A 16704-nucleotide genomic window follows, 5' to 3' on the forward strand; every position below is an offset into this window, starting at 1 on the left:
TTTCCCCCTCAAAGTAGTCATGCCGACAGCGGCACGTCCATATTCTTTACTGAGTGAATTTTTCGTTGCAAAGGAGCCTTCCATGAGACAGTCATTCTTTTACGGAACGGTTATCCTCATCATTGCTGGCGGCATCACCAAAGTGTTTGGCTTTGCTCACAGGATCGTGCTTTCACGCATCATCGGAGCGGAAGGAATGGGGCTGTATCAAATGGTCGTGCCCCTGTTGTACTTTCTGATTACGGTGACGACGTTCGGCCTGCCTGTTGCCATCGCCAAGCAAGTGGCAGAGACGGAAGCGGCGAACAATCCGCGGCTGACCCGGCGCTACCTGCTGTTGGCCTTGTCGGTGGCCGGCGGCATCAGCCTGTTCATCTGCACGCTGCTCCTGTTGTTTTCCCACTGGATTGCGGGTGCCCTGTTCACTGACCCTCGCGCCCATATCGTCATGCTCGCCGCCATCCCCGTTATTCCGATCTCCAGTATTTCCCTCGTGCTGCGCGGGTACTTCCAGGGCAAGCAAAACATGATTCCGACAGCCGTCTCCCAACTGCTGGAGCAAGTAGCCCGCATGGCGCTGGTCGTCGTCATGACGATGTCGTTTTTGGCGGCAGGGATCGAGTACGCCACGGCCGGTGCGGTCGCCAGCATTATTTTCGGGGAAGCCGCCGGACTCCTCTACATTCTCTGGCAATACCGAAAAGGAAGCAAAAAAGCGGCCGCCCAGCTTCTGGAAACGCCGTTTCGCAAAGCAGTTTCCAGAAGCAAGGCGAACTTGTCCCAACTGATCCACGTCGCCCTGCCCGTCACGCTGAGCCGGATCATCGGTTCCATCGCCTACGTCCTGGAGCCGATGCTCGTTCCGCTCGCACTCGTCATCGCAGGCTACACGACGGCAGCCGCAACCGGGCTGTACGGGCAATTTGCCGGGATGGCGGTCCCGCTGCTGCTTTTTCCCACTTTTTTAACCTATTCCTTGTCCGTTTCGCTCGTTCCTGCCGTCGCCGAGGCTGCCTATCAAAAAAATGCTCCTCTCGTGCATCGGCGCATCTACCAAGCGATGCGCATCACACTCGTAATCGGAGCACCTTGTACCGTCCTGCTAACTATTTTTGCCGAGCCGTTGTGCGTGCTGCTCTACGGCAGCGAATATCGTGAGGTCGGCGTGCTGTTGAAGGAGCTTGCTCCCTTTTCCGTCTTTCTGTTTTTCCAGGCGCCGCTGGCTGCTGCCTTGCAAGGTCTCGACTACGCCCAGGTCGTCTTTCGCAATACGCTGCTTAGCGCCATCATCAAGACAGGGGCTATGTTCATGTTTACCGCCCAGCCCGCTTTCGGCATCCACGGCGCGGTAATCGCCACCAACATCGGCATCACGTTGGGGACGCTGCTTCATTTTGCCAGTCTCATCAAAAAAATCGGCTTTGTCATCGACGTATGGGAGTTCGGAAAAATAGGGATCGCCATGCTGGCCATGGGTTACCTCGGCTCGTACATGGCGGATCACTGGTTCCTGCATTCCTCGACAGGCAAGCTGCTTCTCGCCAGCACCTGCATCAGCACCTTGCTGTACGTAGTGCTGCTCGTGGCGATGCGCGTCCTGGGCAAGCAGGACGTCCGCCTCATTCCGTGGATCGGCGAGCAGCTCGCCGTGTTCTTCCCCCGCCGCTAACACCTAGTGTAGCGGCTTGTCTTTTTTGTCGAGGTAGATGATGCCACGCTCGTCAATGCTGCAAAAGGACACTTCGCGAATGTCCTTGATCCCGTACTTGCGGATTTCCCGCTTCAGCCACAACTGATTTTGCCCGATTTTTTGCAAAGCCTCCTGCCTGACCTTGCCGTCGAGAATCAACGGAATCGGCAGACCTTTATAAGAAACAGGACTTACCGGCTTTTCGTCAGGCAGTCCCACATCTTCACGCGTAAGATGTTCTTTTTCCTGCTTCAAAAAGACGCTCATCTGCCCTGTCGGCTCTATCAGCGCAAACTCGACGTCTGCGATGTTTTTGATGTTTTTTTGCCGCAGGTGAACCAGCAGGTCATCCATATTCAGCCGATTTCGGCGCATCGCTTGCTCGCGAATTTCCCCGTTTTCGATAATCATATCGGCGGAGCCGTCGACAACATCGCGAAACTTTTTGCTTTTGAGTGAAAGGTACGCCATTCCGACTTCCATCAGAGCAATCAGCAGCATCGGCAAATAAAACCGAAGTCCGGGCTTTTCCACGTCTTCGATAGCCAGTGCCGCCATTTCCGCCAGCATGATAGAGATCACGACATCAAAAACGGACAACTTTCCCAGTTCTCGCTTGCCCATGACGCGGAGCAAGATCAGGAGGAAAAAATACGAGAAAAGGGTGCGCAATATGATTGTTGAAATATCTTCCACTTCCCGCTGCCCCCTAACGAACATTTGCTAGTAGTGTTCGGCAGGGGGCTTGCAACTATTAGCTCCAATTACAACCACTTTCGTTTGCGGAAGATGTGCAGCATGAAAAAGGTCATCGCCAGCATGATGACGAGTGCGACGATCAGCATGTAAGGCTCTGCCTGTTCGCCCAGCCAGCCGAACGTGTTCATCCCGAACAAGCCGGTAATGAATGTAAGCGGCAGGATGATCGTGGAAATAATTGTGAGAACACGCATCGTTTCCGTCGTCTTCGCGCTGATGATCGTGTAGTACGTGTCGAGTGCACCGTTCACCAGGTCGCGGAACGTCTCGGTTGAGTCCGAGATGCGCTCCAGGTGGTCGGTCAAGTCGCTGTAGAACGGAACGTTTTCCTCGGAAATGTCGAAAGAGAAGCGGCCATTCACGTTGGCGAAGATTCGTTTTTGCGGCATGATGACACGCCTAATCAAAATAATCGTCCGCTTCAGCGCCAGGAACTCTTCCGTAATTTCCTCCATCTGATGCTCGTAAATCTCGTCCTCCAGTTCGTCAATCCGCACGCTGATCCGGTCGATAATCGGGAAATACTCATCGGTAATCCCGTCTACGATCGCATAGAGCAAGTAATCAGGCCCCCGGTTCAGATAGGAATTGTTGCGGTGACACATGGCAGCGATCCGGCCTATCGTGTTCATCGGCGATTTGTGAATCGTAACGATGTAGTTGGGGCCGAGAAAAACGTTCAGTTCTACCGTGGTAATCTCGTCGTCGCTTTCTTCATTGTAACGCAGGGCGTGAAAAACGAAGAAATAATAATCGTCGTACTTGTCTACCTTGGCCCGCGGACTGACGTGCAGGCAGTCCTCGATGGCCAGCGGGTGAAAGTCGAAGATTTTGGCAATATAGGGCAACTCGTTGTTCCCCACATCATACAGGTCGATCCAGAGCAAGTCCTCGGGAGATTTCAGCCATTGATCTTTTGTGGACAAATCAACATCGTGAAACATTTTCTGCTCTGAATGGTTGTAAAAGTACGTTTTAATCATTCTTCCTCACCCCCGTCTCGTTCCCCATCCATCATACGAAAATTCCTCCCAATGTTCAACGCGAAGATGAATACAGCGGCCAGGCCTTTCATATAGATGGTACAAACAGTGACCAGTGAGGGGGTAAATACCGTGCGGAGTGCGTCCACCTCTGTGCTGACAGGACTTTTGTACACGACAGGACTTGTCTTGTTTGGGGCATTGCTCGCTACCTTGCTTCTTAGCTTTACCAGCATGCGCGAAGGCTCTCTGCCTTATTTTACGTACATCATCAACGCGATTGCCTTGCTCGTCGGCGGTTTCGTCACCGGAAAGCGCTGCGGCGGCAAAGGCTGGTACTACGGAGGCTTGACCGGGTTCTCCTATTTTCTTCTGATTCTTTTGATCGGCTTTCTTGGCTTCGATGCCCCGATGCAGTGGGGAACGCTCCTCTTTTTGCTCGGCGCGTTCGGCATTGCCGCGCTGGGAGGGATTCTCGGAGTCAATTCGGCCAACTCCAGCAACAAGCCCAAAGGCTTCAAGCCGAGACGGTAAAAAGCTTGGCAGGCAAAAAGCAAAACAAAAGCAGGCGGGAACTCCCACCTGCTTTTGTTTTGCTTTATTTGGACTCTTCTTTTTCCGCTTCCGCTTTTGCCGGCTCGCTTTTCGCTGGCTCGTTGCTTGTAGAAACAACGCTGTTGATCGCGCCGCGATCAAACGTAACGTTGACGTTGTGCGCGATGCGCAGCGTCACCGAGTCGTCGTTCAATTCCTGAATCGTACCGTGCATGCCGCCGATGGTGACGATTTTGTCGCCCTTTTTCAGAGCTGCAAGCATGGCGTTGCGCTGTTTGGCTTTCTTCTGTTGCGGACGAATCAGCAAGAAGTAGAAAATCGCAAACATGATGATAATCGGTAAAAACTGAGTCAAGCCCTCCATGAAAATCCCCCTCGATTAAAAAGATCTATCTTCACTCAATCCATACTGAGCGAAAAACTGGTCCCGGAAATCTTGCAAGCGGTCTTCAGCAATCGCCTGGCGCACCTGCTCCATCAGCTTCACGAGGAAATGCAGATTGTGGTAGGTGGTCAAACGGATGCCAAAGGTCTCCTCCGCCTTGATGAGATGGCGGATGTAAGCGCGGGTGTAATTCTTGCACGTGTAGCAGTCGCAATTCGGGTCGAGCGGAGTAAAGTCGCGTGCGTATTTGGCATTGCGGATGACCAGTCGTCCCTGGCTTGTCATGCATGTCCCATTGCGAGCGATCCTCGTCGGCAAGACGCAGTCAAACATGTCAATGCCGCGGATTGCGCCGTCGATCAGAGCGTCTGGCGAGCCTACTCCCATCAGGTAGCGAGGCTTGCCTGCCGGAAGCAGCGGAACGGTATGCTCCAGCACTTCGTACATCAAGGAAAACGGTTCGCCCACACTCAGCCCGCCAATCGCATATCCCGGAAAATCCATGGAGATGAGGTCTTTGGCGCTTTGCTCGCGCAGGTCGTTGAACATTCCGCCCTGTACGATCCCGAACAGAGCCTGCTCGTTCGGCCGTGAGTGCGCCTTCAGGCAGCGCTCCGCCCATCGGGTCGTGCGCTCCATCGACTTTTTCACGTAGTCGTACTCCGCAGGATAGGGCGCGCACTCGTCAAACGCCATGAAAATATCGGCGCCGAGCGCGTTTTGAATCTGGGTGGCCTCCTCCGGGCCGATAAACAGCTTTTCCCCGTTCAGATGAGAGCGGAAGGAAACCCCTTCCTCTGTGATCTTGCGGAGGTTGCTCAGGCTGAACACCTGAAATCCGCCGGAGTCCGTCAGAATGGCGCGGTCCCAGTTCATGAAGCCGTGCAGCCCGCCTGCTTCGCGGACGATTTCATGCCCCGGACGCAAAAACAGATGGTAGGTATTACTGAGGATAATGCCCGCTCCGATCGCTTTCAGCTCCTCGGGACTCATCGTCTTGACCGTTGCCTGCGTGCCGACTGGCATGAAGACAGGAGTGTCAATCGTCCCATGGGGAGTGTGCAGCTTTCCGAGACGAGCGCCTGTTTGCTTGCATGTTTTGATTAATTCGTAGCGTACAGCCAAATTGTCGCACTCCTCAAGCTATGTATGTAAGTCTTTCCTATTATAAGAAAACTTGAGAGTGAAGTAAACCCACCCGACTTATAAGTATACACTTATACGGGTGGGATGTGTACCTTTTTTAAACGATCAGCATCGCGTCCCCAAAACTGAAGAAGCGATATTCCTCCTGGACGGCCGCTTTGTACGCATTCATGACATGCTCCTTGCCAGCCAGCGCGCTGACCAGCATCACGAGCGTCGACTTGGGCAGATGAAAATTCGTCAAAAGCCCGTCGAGAATCGAGAACGTGTATCCCGGGTAAATGAAGATGTCCGTCCAGCCCGACGTCGCCGCCAGCTTGCCGCCGTTCGCACGTCCGACCGTCTCCAGCGTCCGGCACGAGGTCGTTCCGACCGCAATGACTCTTCTCCCCTCCGCCTTCGCCTTGTTCACCAGCTCAGCGGTTTCTTCCGGAATCTCGTAATACTCGGCGTGCATGACGTGCTCCTCGACCGAGTCGGCAGAGACCGGCCTGAACGTGCCGAGTCCGACGTGCAGCGTCACGTACGCGAGCTGTACGCCTTTTGCAGCGATTTGCTCCAGGTAAGGCTTGGTGAAGTGCAGCCCGGCTGTCGGCGCCGCCGCTGAGCCTCGCTCGCGCGCATACACCGTCTGGTACCGTTCGCTGTCTTCAAGCTGCTCATGAATGTAAGGAGGCAGCGGCATCGAACCTAACTGGTCGAGAATCTCGTAAAAAATGCCCTCGTACAAAAAGCGTACGATCCGCCCGCCTGTCTCTGTCGCTTCTTCGCATACGCAGCGCAAAAGCCCGTTGCCAAAGACCACTTCCGTTCCCGGCTTCATCCGCTTGCCTGGCTTTACCAGCGTCTCCCAGCGATCGTCCCCGAGCGATTTGAGCAAAAGCACCTCGATCTTCGCTCCCGTCTCGGCCTTTTCGCCGATCAGCCTTGCGGGCAACACGCGGCTGTCGTTCATGACGAGCACGTCCCCCGGCTGCAAATGGTCGATCAAGTCGGTAAAGCGCTGATGGGAAATGGCGCCAGTCTGTTTGTTCAAAACGAGCAGCCGCGAAGCTGTCCGGTCTTTCAATGGATGCTGGGCAATCAGATGCTCCGGCAGTTCAAAATCAAATTGTTGCACGTCCACGAATCGTTAACTCCTTTAATGACAGTTCATGTGGCAAAAGCCTTACTTGTCAATTGTCACATCCTGGTAATAGTGTTGCAAAATCTGCAGGTAGTCATACCCTTTCTCGGCCATTGCGCGAGCGCCGTATTGCGACACCCCGAGGCCGTGTCCAAAGCCGTAGCCGCGGAACAGGAACTGCGGTCCTCCCTGCTTGCCGCCCTGGATCACTTCGACATCAAACTTCGTGCTGCGAAGCGGGCTTCCCCCTTGCTGGAAAAGCGAGCGGAAGGCATCCGGGGAAGGAACGGCAATCGGAACCCCGTTCGCCTCCATCGCGATCACGCGCCCGGACGGTCCTCGCTTCGTCACTTTCAGACTGGTGACGTTCCCCTGAATGCGCGGTGCCTTGTTTTTGTCCTGGTTCGCATTGAGCAAGGCCGTCAGTTCAGCGGAAGTAAACGGGCCACGCGTCCACGCATAAGCATTTTCCTCAGCCTCTTCGGAAAGAATCGTCACCTCAGCGCCGCTTGGCAAGGTAGACAAAACCCGATGCGTCGTCGTGCTCGGACCCGTGCGCAAGTTCGTGTTTTCCGTTGTGATGACGGCTATTCTGGCGCCATTGGCCTCTGTGCCTGTCAGCCGCACCAGGTCGCTGCGCACATATCCGATCGTCCCGTCCGCGAGCTTTACCCGATACCACAGGCTCGCCGCTTCCAGCGGATACGTATCGTCGCTCTCGACGGGCTGCAAATACGGAACGGGATTTCCCCACACTTCTGTGCCATCGGCGGTCATTCCGCCTGCGTTCGAGTAGAACAGGGACTCGACGAGCTTGCCCTGGTAGTAGATGACTTCCCCTGCCGTCTCATCCACCGCCTCGCGGACGTCCTCCGACTCTTTTCCATAGCCGTAATACGCCTGCTCCGTCACCGTATCCGACACGTTGGCAATCCCGTACTTGTTTCCTTGCCACAAAGCTCTCGTTCTCGACAGGACCGCCTGCGTTTTCAACGCTTCCAGCGGCCAGCCCGGAGCCATTTCCGAGCCGACAACCCCGTACAGATACTCCTCCAGCGGCAGTTCATTTACAACCGTCAGGTGACCGTTGTATTCCGACAGCTCCATCTCGCCGCGGTACGTCCGCTGCTCGCGTTCCACGACGCCGATCAACGCTTCCGGCTCCGCCTTTTTCGCCTCGACCGTCAGCTTGGCTTGCGGCGAGAATACGTACTTCCAGATCGGCTCATCCGGAGAGCCGTAAACATCTTGCTTCAGTACGACATACGACTGGCTGTCAGGCGCCTTGTAGGAAAAGTTCGGGAAAGCGCTGCTCGCTTTGCGCGCCAATGCCGCAAGCGCTTCCTGGCTGACCTCGTCGCCGATCCAGACCGCGTATTTGACTTTTTCGCCGTTTGACAACAGCACAGGGTACGCCGGGATGCCTTTTTGCTCAAACGACTCCTGCCATTTCTGGGCTTCGCTCAAGCTTTTGAACTGCCCCGCTTCCAGCCGGAGCGGGCCTTGGACAACCGGCTTTTGCCCCGTCGCCTGGGCCACGGCCGCCACTTGATTGGCCGCTGCCTGATACGTGTCGTATGTACCGCTGACAACCTGGTAAACGGTTTGTCCGCCTCGTTTCGCCACCTGAATCGAGCCTTCATATTTGCGCTGGCTCAAAAGCTGAGCGATTTGCTGCGCTTGGTTCCAGTCTGGCGTCTGCGCCACGATCAGATGATATTCATCCACCCGGTAACGGGCAGCTTCCCCTTTTAATTCTGGCAACTCGATCTTGCCTTCCGGGCCTGCTAACGTCACTTCCATTCCTTTTTCAGCAGTCAGCGTAACGGAAGGAACAACTCCCCTGTAGCCTTTGCCCGTATCCACAAAGAGCGCCACCCGGATATGTTCAGAAGCCGCCTCGGCCGGCGCTGGTCCTCCCATTAGAGCAACTGTCATCAGGCTCACCGAAAGGACTTTCCCCATCCACTTCTTCTTCATGTCGTCCAACATCCTTCCTTTCTCCTGATCTCATCTCGTCGAAAATTGGCATGTACTCCCATCTTTTTCGACAATCACAGGCGATTTTCCTGCCCTCGCCCGCAAAATGGGACCAGGCGACGCAAACAAAAAGCCACCGGACGAAACGGCTCCGATGGCGTACAAACAGGCTGTGTGTGCAAGGCAAATGCCCTCATTTGAAAAGCCGGAACAAATACATCCCAAGAGACAGCACGATGCTGATGACGATGCACGTCACGACCGGAAAGTAAAATTTGACGTTTTCCTTTTCCACCACAATATCCCCAGGCAGGCGTCCCAGCGGCAAAAAGCGGCCGCCCACCTGCCACAGCAGGCCGATGACGATCAGCACGGCTCCGCCGATAATGAGAAGCTTGGCTATTGGATTCACGATTTCATCTCCCGCCCAAAGTGCTGGTACGCGCTCGGGGTCAGCACGCGGCCCCGCGGCGTCCGCTGCATGAAGCCGATCTGCATCAAATACGGCTCGCACACGTCTTCAACGGTTTGCGCCTCTTCGCCAATCGTGGCGGCAATCGTATCGAGCCCGACCGGACCGCCGTCAAAGCGGTCGATGATGGCGAGAAGCAGCTTATGGTCGATATGGTCCAGTCCGCAGGCGTCTACCTGCAGCCGCTCCAGCGCTTCTTTGGCAATCTCCGTCGTGATGACGCCCTCGCCTTTTACCTGGGCGAAGTCGCGCACACGCTTTAACAGACGGTTCGCCACGCGCGGAGTTCCCCGCGAGCGACGCGCGATTTCTTCCGCGCCGCCTTCGCGAATAATCACCTGAAGAATATCCGCTGCCCGAGAGACGATAAAGGTCAGCTCGGGAACGGTGTAAAACTCCAGGCGGTTCACCACCCCGAAGCGGTCGCGCAGCGGCGCAGAGAGCATCCCTGCCCGCGTCGTCGCGCCCACAAGCGTAAACGGCGGCAAATCGAGGCGCACACTGCGCGCGCTCGGCCCTTTGCCGATGATGATGTCGAGCGCAAAGTCTTCCATGGCCGGATAGAGCACTTCCTCGACGCTCCGGTTCAGCCTGTGAATCTCGTCGATAAACAGCACGTCGCCTTCCTGCAGGTTGGTCAAAATCGCCGCCAGATCGCCTGGCCGCTCGATCGCCGGTCCGGACGTCGTGCGGATGTTCACCCCAAGTTCGTTGGCGATAATTTGCGACAGCGTCGTCTTGCCCAGTCCCGGCGGTCCGTACAGCAGGACGTGGTCCAGCGATTCCTTGCGCATTTTCGCCGCTTCAATAAAAATTTTCAAGTTTTCCTTGACGTGCTGCTGTCCGATATACTCATTCAAATAACGAGGACGGAGGCTCAACTCCGCCGCATCTTCTTCCCAGTTCATATGCGTCGTGATGATTCGCTGATCCAAAATCCTACCCCCTCATGAGCAGGGCAAGCCCTTGTTTGATGAGCTTTTCCACACTATCGCCCTCTTTTGATTTCTCCGACAGCGCATTTCTGATTTTTTGCAGCTCGCCGTCCGAGTAGCCGAGCGCCGTCAAGGCGTCGAGCGCCTCGTTCAACGCGGAAACCGCCTGCTCGCCTGCTGTCAGATCGCCTGCCGCGACGGTCAGGATCGCCGATGGCGTGTATCCGACCAGTTTGTCCTTGAGATCGAGAATGATTCGTTGCGCGGTCTTTTTGCCGATTCCAGGAAACTTCGTCAAGTAGGTCACATTTTCCTGTTGCACCGCCATGACCAACTGCTCGGGAGTCGCCGCCGCGAGAATCGCCAGGCCGCCCTTTGGCCCGATACCGTTCACGTCGAGCAGCTTGCGAAACAGGTCGCGCTCGTCACGGGTGGCAAAACCGTAGAGCAATATCGCGTCTTCGCGGACGTGATGGTGCGTGTACAGCTTGGTTTTGCTGCCTTCGTAGCGCACAAACTGGTACGGATTGGGACAAAACAGGCGATACCCGATCCCTCCAGCTTCTACCACTATGTATTCTGAATCGAGGTAACAGAGTGTCCCTTCCACAAAATCAATCATTTTTGAACTCCTTCCGAGATGGAGATGAACGCCCGAAACTGTGCGTGCGTAATCGCAATGCCCAATGCATCCGCCACGTCGTCAGGCTTCGGCACTTCTTTCAGCCGCAGCAACAGCTTGGTCATTTCCTGTATTTGCTTTTTCTCTGCCCCGCCGTAGCCGGTCACCGCCTGCTTTACTTGCATCGGCGTGTATTCATACACAGGCACTCCGGCCAGCTCCGCCGCCAGCAGGATGACGCCGCGCGCTTGCCCCACCGTGAAGGCCGTCGTCACGTTTTTATTGAAAAACAGTTTTTCTACTGACATTTGATCCGGTCGATACGTTTCCAGCAGGCTTTGCATCGCTTCAAAAATCTGCTTCAAGCGAAGCGGAACGGGCAAGCCTGCCTCTGTCTGAATGCTGCCATACTGGACGGGACGCAATTGGCTACCCTGTTTATCCAGAACCCCAAACCCAACGATCGCAATGCCAGGGTCGATTCCTAAAATGCGCATGGTCCACTCTCTCTCCGTGTGCAAAGTTTCTACTCTCTACTGTATCACAAAGCGCTCGAAAAGCGAACGTGTATTTCCATGCAAAAACCCGCTCCTGCCAAAAGGAACGGGTCATACGGCGTCGCTTTTAGTGTTTGTTCATTCCAAGTGAGTCCGACACATCATGCTGCATGTGCGCGTATTCATCTACGCCGCTCTGCATCTGCTCCTGGATCCGGTTGATCTGCTGGTAATTGAGCTTGTTGTGTCCTTGGTTCAATTGAACGTACAAACGCTGGTGGAACTGGTCCTTGTAGCTACCTCTGGGCATGGTAGACATAAGAAAAGATTCCTCCTTCGATCGCCGTATGAGTACAGTATGGCGTCCCGCCTCCGGCCTTATGATGCCAAGATTTACAGCTCATTTCCGCCGTTTCGTCTTGAAACCATATAGGGTGGAGGTGCTGATTCGGTGCGACGTTTACTAGCCGCTTTCTTACTCGTCACGCTTCTCTTCTCTGTCTGCTGCGCAAAGCAGCCCGCCCAGGCGAAAGGCAAAGAACCGATTACCGTTTCTGTCTCTGTATCGCCGACTTCGCCTTTTCACTCTACGCTCAATGTTCGCGCCCAGCATTCGTTCGTCAAACGGCTGTTTGCCGCAAAAAAGGTTCCGGCTTTCGTGAATCCCCACTGGGTTCGCGCCACCTTGACCGTCAAAAAGCGCCAGTTTGTGTACGACCACGACGGGAATTTGTTTGAAAGCAACAAGCCGCTGCAATACCTTTTGCCGACGGATGTTCACCAGCGAATCGAGGAGCTTGTCGCGCAGGTGGAACGCGTGCATTATGCCAAAGCGACGCCGTGGGAGCAGGTCAAACACACCTTCGGCCGCATGGAGTACGCCACCGTCATCGACCTGGAGACTGGCGAGCGGTTCCACGTCCAGCGCCGTGCGGGCAGCAGGCATGCCGATGTGCAGCCGCTGACGCGCACAGATACGCAGACGATGAAAAAGATTTACCAGGGCAAATGGAGATGGAAGCGCAGAGCGATTCTCGTCGAGGTCAACGGCGTTTATTTTGCCGCCTCCATGCACGGCATGCCGCACGGTGCAGGGGCGATCGCGGGCAATGACTTTCCCGGCCATTTTTGCATCCACTTTTTCGGAAGCTCGACCCACAAGCGCAAGGAGCCCGATCCCAGCCACAGCCTGATGATCGAAAAAGCGTCCGGCTCGCTTGCGACGACGATCACAGGTGCTACTGCCGAGGAGCTGGTGGGGTATTTCCTCACTGCCCTGCACGAACAGGACAACCACGTCCTGCAAATGACGACAGACGGCTTCCCGCTGCCTGCCCGGCTGTCTGACGTAGCCTCCGTCCGCAAGACCGAAATCGTCATTCCTTCTGACGAGCGGGGGCCGTTGCTCTCGGAGGTCCACGTCCACCTGACTTACTTCACGCATGACAACCATGAACGGAACGAAGAGTGGACGTTTCTGCTGCGCCGCTCCACGCCGTGGGACAAGTGGCGGATTATCGCTGTAGACTTGTAACGAAATGCAGCACAACAGTACGGCAGCACGAAAAAAACCGACCATTCCCCCTGCGGGATCGCCGACTTTTTCCTCTGCTCGCTTTAGTCGCCATCCAGTTGAAACTCCCCGTACGTCGACAGGACGCTGTTATACTCTGCCAGATTGCGAATGCGGATGCCCCGCTTCAAACTCTCCAGCTCTTCTTTTGGCAGGCTCGCTTCCATTTTTGCCGTGTTGATGCGGTAAAACGTCTGGATGACGTCCTGCTCGGCGGGAACCCCGTGAAACAGCGTCAGCATTCCGTCCGCCGACAAGCCGAAATGGCCGTTCTCCTTGCATGCGGGAGAAATGTCCTGTTCCCTTCTCATTAAAATCATTTTGCTCGGATCGGCTGTCACGATCTCCCAGCCTTTGTAATCCCCCAAGGCTTCCGGCAAATGGCCTGCGGCGATCGGTTGACGCTCTTCATCCCGGACGCCGCACAAGTAGCTGCGGGTCAACACCAGTTCATACGGCTTTCCTGCCACCGTTGCCGTCTTGCCGATGTCTGTATGCAGCAGTTGAAGCAGTCCGTTCTCTCTGCCTCCGCTGCCTGCCAGCAGGATGCCCAATACGACACCGGTGAGAAGCGCAGCGCCCCACGATGCGTACACCATCCATTTTTTTCGCATGATTTGATGAACCCCTTCTTATACCTTTTTTCCTAGTTTTGCCATGTTTGAAGGGGGACATACGTGAATCTCTCAAGGATTCGTAATTGGCGAGAAATTTATCGCGGGCAAACGGCAAATTGAGCAATCATTATATCTTTTTTGTCAATAGACAAAATTTAATAATCTTAACCTACAATTATCTACCAATCTACAGATTGTAGTGATAAACTATTTTTGCTTGGCACTTATTGTGAACTTATTGGAGGTCAACCAAAAAATGAAAAAGACAAACAAACAAATGCTGACCGCTTTTCTCCTCAGCACTTCTTTAGTTGTCAGCGCTCTCACGTTCCCTGTTACCCCTGTGAGCGCCGAAACTGGCTCCACCCTGAAGCTCCGCCTGCTTGAAACTACCGATATCCATACCAACATCGTAAACTACGACTATTACCAAGACAAAGCCACGGACGAGTTCGGCTTCGCCAAAACCGCTACGCTGATTAAAAAAGCGAGAGACGAAGCGAAAAACAGCATCCTCATCGACAACGGCGATCTGCTGCAAGGAAACCCGCTGGGCGACTACGTAGCGAAAATCGATCCGCTGCAAGACGGAGAAACTCACCCGGTTTACAAAGCGATGAACCTGTTGAACTACGACCTTGGCAACATCGGGAACCACGAGTTTAACTTCGGTCTGGAACATCTGGATCGCAGCCTGAAGGGCGCGAAATTCCCTTACATCAACTCCAACGTCTACATCGACGACAAGGATAACAACCCGAACAACGACAAAAACATGTTCACTCCTTATCAAATCCTCGAGCGCAAGTTCAAGGACGAGAGCGGTAAAGAAGTAACCTTGAAAGTCGGTGTCATCGGCTTCGTTCCGCCGCAAATCATGCAGTGGGACAAAGCGAACCTGGAAGGCAAAGTGATCGCCAAAGACATTGTGGAAAGCGCCAAAAAGTTCATCCCTGAGATGAAGCAAAAAGGTGCCGACATCATCGTAGCGGTTCCGCACTCCGGCATCGGCCCGGTTGAACCGGCAGCGAACCTGGAAAACGCGAGCTACCAACTGAGCAAGGTCGAAGGCATTGACGCGATCCTGTTCGGCCACTCCCACCTCATCTTCCCGGGACCTGGCTTTGAAAACATCCCTGGCGTTGACGGCGAAAAAGGCACTATCAACGGCAAACCGGCTGTCATGCCTGGCTACTGGGGCAACAACCTCGGCGTGATCGACCTGACGCTGAAGCAAGAAAACGGCAAATGGAAAGTGGCTGAGTCGGTTACCAAAACGATTCCGATCTACGACAAAACAAACAAAGCTTCCTTGGCAGATGCAGATCAGGCCGTTCTCGATGCCGTCAAAGAAGACCACGACCACACCGTGGAATGGGTGCGCTCCGCTGTAGGGAAAACGTCTTCCCCTATCTTCAGCTACTTCGCGCTGGTACAGGATGACCCATCCATCCAGATCGTGACGAATGCACAAAAATGGTTCGTAGAGAAAAACATTAAAGGCACAGAATACGACGGCATTCCGGTTCTGTCCGCAGGAGCTCCATTCAAGGCAGGCGGCCGCAACGGCGCATCCTACTACACCAACATCCCTGCAGGCACGATCGCCATCAAAAACGTATCTGACCTGTACATCTATCCAAACACATTGAAGGCTGTTCTGATTAACGGCTCCCAACTGCAAGAATGGCTGGAGCGCTCCGCAGGCCAGTTCAACCAGATTGATGTGAAGAAAACAGAAGAGCAGCCGCTCATAAACGAAGCGTTCCCTACTTACAACTACGACGTAATTGATGGCGTAACCTACCAAATCGACGTGACACAGCCATCCAAATACGCGATTGACGGCAAGCTGGAAAACAAAGATGCGAACCGCATCAAAAACCTGTCCTACAACGGCAAACCAGTCAAACCGGAAGACAAGTTCATCGTCGTCACCAACAACTACCGCGCAGGCGGCGGCGGCAACTTCCCTGGCCTGGACGGCAAAAACATCGTCATCGATTCTCCGGATGAAAACCGCCAAGTAGTGATCGACTACATCCTGAGCCAAAAAGACATCAACCCGGCAGCAGACAACAACTGGACGTTTGCGCCAATCAAAGAAAAAGTGAACGTAACCTTCACTTCTTCTCCAGACGCGAAGCCTTTTGCCGAAAAAATGCCCAACCTGAAATTCATCGGCCAACTGGAATCCGGCTTTGCCAAGTTCGCTATCGACCTGTCCAAGCCAGCTTCCAAGTAAGCTTAGCGTCTCCAAGACAAACATCCCTCTTTTGCAAGAGGGATGTTTTTTTCGTATCGTCCAATCCGAGCGGACAAAAGAGCAATTTACCCGACAAAATGATATTCTCCCCACGGCGAACGCTGGAAGATGCGCTCCCCGTCATTCAAAAACTTTTGCCGGTTTTGGGCAAGTTTTCCCTCTAGCATGACAAGCTGCAGGACGCCGCGCATATGGTAGCCTGGTCGCCTGCTGTACAGCCCTGTCACCTCGCGCAAAAAATTGTCCGGGTAACGGAGCAGTTGATGAACGGTCCAAATTTGCGTGTCGCTCAAATAGTTAATGTTGCTGTATGCCTCCATCGCTTCCACAAACGATTCCATCCGATAGTCCTGCATCAGCAGCATGCGCGACATCAACTGGACGAGGTCGACGAGCTGAATGTCGTGGCCGACCGTATCCAGGTCGATGAGATAGCAGTTGCCCCGCTGGGTGAGCAAAAAGTTGTGGCTGGCAACGTCCCGATGCGCGAGCGTACCTCTCTCCATGGCCAGGAACATTTCCGGCGTCAACGGCAGCTTGTAGGCAGACTGCAGCAACTGCTGGCCGTCGCGCAGCACTTCATCAGCCGAGTGGGCGATGATTTGCTCCAGCTTGTTTTGCGGGCCGTTTTGCTCAATCATCCAGGTGAGCCGCTCGAAGTATTCCAGGCGGCTTTCCCATTTATCCAGCAAGTTCGGCTTTCCTTCGTACGCATACGAATGGGAGACGGGAAAGCCTTGCGCCGCGACATGGAAGCGCGCCAACGTCTCCGCTGTCTTTTTCACGTCATAGAGCGACGCGTTGTCGGCTTCCTCGCCGTCGATCAGCTTCATGATCGTGTAATAACGATCCTCGTAAGGAAAAATTTTGGCGCCCTCCGCATCGGAGACGTAGTGCACCGTGTGAACAAAGCCCTTTTGCCTCAAGGCATCGGCTAACTCCGTGACCCATACTGCTTTTTCCAACTGCTTATACCCTTTGATGATCCAGTGTCCCCGGTCTGTTTTGAGCAGATTGACGTTCCTCTTAGGCTTAACCCCGTGCACCTCACAACGAAAAGCTTTTTCGATCGCTGGTATGAGTCCTTTGTTCATAACC

17 protein-coding genes are annotated in these 16704 nt (G+C 54.4%); 4 read left to right on the forward strand and 13 right to left on the reverse strand.

Annotated features, from left to right (window positions below; translation table 11 throughout):
• Nucleotides 1-82 precede the first annotated feature (82 nt).
• Nucleotides 83-1669, forward strand: a complete 1587-nt coding sequence (spoVB, locus tag M655_RS18445) for a stage V sporulation protein B (protein ID WP_005832431.1) — start codon at nt 83-85, stop codon at nt 1667-1669.
• Between the two features lie 3 nt (nt 1670-1672).
• On the opposite strand, the gene M655_RS18450 is transcribed toward spoVB, so the two are convergent.
• The gene (locus M655_RS18450) at nt 1673-2386 is read right to left on the reverse strand and encodes a DUF421 domain-containing protein (RefSeq protein ID WP_005832429.1); all 714 of its coding nucleotides are present in this window, start codon (nt 2384-2386) and stop codon (nt 1673-1675) included.
• Nucleotides 2387-2454: 68 nt separating this feature from the next.
• A complete protein-coding gene (gene corA, locus M655_RS18455) occupies nt 2455-3432 on the reverse strand; it encodes a magnesium/cobalt transporter CorA (protein ID WP_005832428.1) in 978 nt (325 codons plus the stop codon).
• Nucleotides 3433-3564: 132 nt separating this feature from the next.
• Between corA and M655_RS18460 the strand changes: the two genes are divergently transcribed.
• Nucleotides 3565-3966, forward strand: a complete 402-nt coding sequence (locus M655_RS18460) for a TIGR04086 family membrane protein (RefSeq protein WP_005832427.1) — start codon at nt 3565-3567, stop codon at nt 3964-3966.
• Nucleotides 3967-4030: 64 nt separating this feature from the next.
• On the opposite strand, the gene yajC is transcribed toward M655_RS18460, so the two are convergent.
• The 9 genes from yajC to M655_RS18505 all read right to left on the reverse strand — a co-directional run bounded on the left by yajC (nt 4031) and on the right by M655_RS18505 (nt 11469).
• Entirely contained in the window at nt 4031-4351 is a 321-nt protein-coding gene (yajC, locus tag M655_RS18465; protein WP_005832425.1) for a preprotein translocase subunit YajC, read from the reverse strand.
• 15 nt (nt 4352-4366) lie between these two features.
• Nucleotides 4367-5497, reverse strand: coding sequence for a tRNA guanosine(34) transglycosylase Tgt (tgt, locus tag M655_RS18470; RefSeq protein WP_005832423.1), 1131 nt, complete (start codon nt 5495-5497; stop codon nt 4367-4369).
• A 118-nt stretch (nt 5498-5615) separates the two neighbouring features.
• Nucleotides 5616-6644, reverse strand: a complete 1029-nt coding sequence (gene queA / locus M655_RS18475) for a tRNA preQ1(34) S-adenosylmethionine ribosyltransferase-isomerase QueA (protein ID WP_005832421.1) — start codon at nt 6642-6644, stop codon at nt 5616-5618.
• Nucleotides 6645-6686: 42 nt separating this feature from the next.
• Nucleotides 6687-8633, reverse strand: a complete 1947-nt coding sequence (locus M655_RS18480) for a SpoIID/LytB domain-containing protein (protein ID WP_026558422.1) — start codon at nt 8631-8633, stop codon at nt 6687-6689.
• Nucleotides 8634-8817: 184 nt separating this feature from the next.
• Nucleotides 8818-9036 (reverse strand): DUF2905 domain-containing protein, encoded by a 219-nt coding sequence (locus M655_RS18485; protein WP_005832418.1) that lies wholly within the window; start codon nt 9034-9036, stop codon nt 8818-8820.
• Complete coding sequence (gene ruvB / locus M655_RS18490) at nt 9033-10031, reverse strand: Holliday junction branch migration DNA helicase RuvB (RefSeq protein ID WP_005832416.1); 999 nt, start codon at nt 10029-10031, stop codon at nt 9033-9035. The genes M655_RS18485 and ruvB overlap by 4 nt, the downstream gene beginning before the upstream one ends.
• Nucleotides 10032-10035: 4 nt before the next feature.
• The gene (gene ruvA, locus M655_RS18495; protein WP_005832414.1) at nt 10036-10653 is read right to left on the reverse strand and encodes a Holliday junction branch migration protein RuvA; all 618 of its coding nucleotides are present in this window, start codon (nt 10651-10653) and stop codon (nt 10036-10038) included.
• Nucleotides 10650-11150: a crossover junction endodeoxyribonuclease RuvC gene (gene ruvC, locus M655_RS18500; RefSeq protein ID WP_005832413.1), complete on the reverse strand. Its 501-nt coding sequence runs from the start codon at nt 11148-11150 to the stop codon at nt 10650-10652. The genes ruvA and ruvC overlap by 4 nt, the downstream gene beginning before the upstream one ends.
• 127 nt (nt 11151-11277) lie before the next feature.
• On the reverse strand, nt 11278-11469 hold the full coding sequence (locus M655_RS18505; protein ID WP_005832411.1) for a hypothetical protein: 192 nt from the start codon (nt 11467-11469) through the stop codon (nt 11278-11280).
• 132 nt (nt 11470-11601) lie between these two features.
• On the opposite strand from M655_RS18505, the gene M655_RS18510 reads away from it, so the two are divergent.
• A complete protein-coding gene (locus M655_RS18510; RefSeq protein WP_026558423.1) occupies nt 11602-12684 on the forward strand; it encodes a hypothetical protein in 1083 nt (360 codons plus the stop codon).
• Between the two features lie 83 nt (nt 12685-12767).
• Here the strand turns inward: M655_RS18510 and M655_RS18515 are convergent, their stop codons facing one another.
• On the reverse strand, nt 12768-13337 hold the full coding sequence (locus M655_RS18515; protein WP_026558424.1) for a BofC C-terminal domain-containing protein: 570 nt from the start codon (nt 13335-13337) through the stop codon (nt 12768-12770).
• A gap of 259 nt (nt 13338-13596) precedes the next feature.
• Between M655_RS18515 and M655_RS18520 the strand changes: the two genes are divergently transcribed.
• On the forward strand, nt 13597-15585 hold the full coding sequence (locus M655_RS18520; RefSeq protein WP_007782379.1) for a bifunctional 2',3'-cyclic-nucleotide 2'-phosphodiesterase/3'-nucleotidase: 1989 nt from the start codon (nt 13597-13599) through the stop codon (nt 15583-15585).
• Between the two features lie 86 nt (nt 15586-15671).
• Here M655_RS18520 and M655_RS18525 read toward each other — a convergent pair whose 3' ends face one another.
• Entirely contained in the window at nt 15672-16700 is a 1029-nt protein-coding gene (locus tag M655_RS18525; RefSeq protein WP_005832405.1) for a YutH/CotS family kinase-like spore coat protein, read from the reverse strand.
• Between the last annotated feature and the right edge of the window lie 4 nt (nt 16701-16704).

Source organism: Brevibacillus sp. NSP2.1 (assembly GCF_000470975.2).
GTDB lineage: Bacteria > Bacillota > Bacilli > Brevibacillales > Brevibacillaceae > Brevibacillus > Brevibacillus agri.

Excerpts from the sequence above, each read along its gene's own strand:
- spoVB (WP_005832431.1), top strand. The coding sequence starts at position 83 with ATGAGACAGTCATTCTTTTACGGAACGGTTATCCTCATCATTGCTGGC.
- corA (WP_005832428.1), bottom strand. The coding sequence starts at position 3,432 with ATGATTAAAACGTACTTTTACAACCATTCAGAGCAGAAAATGTTTCAC.
- yajC (WP_005832425.1), bottom strand. The coding sequence starts at position 4,351 with ATGGAGGGCTTGACTCAGTTTTTACCGATTATCATCATGTTTGCGATT.
- ruvA (WP_005832414.1), bottom strand. The coding sequence starts at position 10,653 with ATGATTGATTTTGTGGAAGGGACACTCTGTTACCTCGATTCAGAATAC.
- ruvC (WP_005832413.1), bottom strand. The coding sequence starts at position 11,150 with ATGCGCATTTTAGGAATCGACCCTGGCATTGCGATCGTTGGGTTTGGG.
- M655_RS18505 (WP_005832411.1), bottom strand. The coding sequence starts at position 11,469 with ATGTCTACCATGCCCAGAGGTAGCTACAAGGACCAGTTCCACCAGCGT.
- M655_RS18515 (WP_026558424.1), bottom strand. The coding sequence starts at position 13,337 with ATGCGAAAAAAATGGATGGTGTACGCATCGTGGGGCGCTGCGCTTCTC.
- M655_RS18520 (WP_007782379.1), top strand. The coding sequence starts at position 13,597 with ATGAAAAAGACAAACAAACAAATGCTGACCGCTTTTCTCCTCAGCACT.
- M655_RS18525 (WP_005832405.1), bottom strand. The coding sequence starts at position 16,700 with ATGAACAAAGGACTCATACCAGCGATCGAAAAAGCTTTTCGTTGTGAG.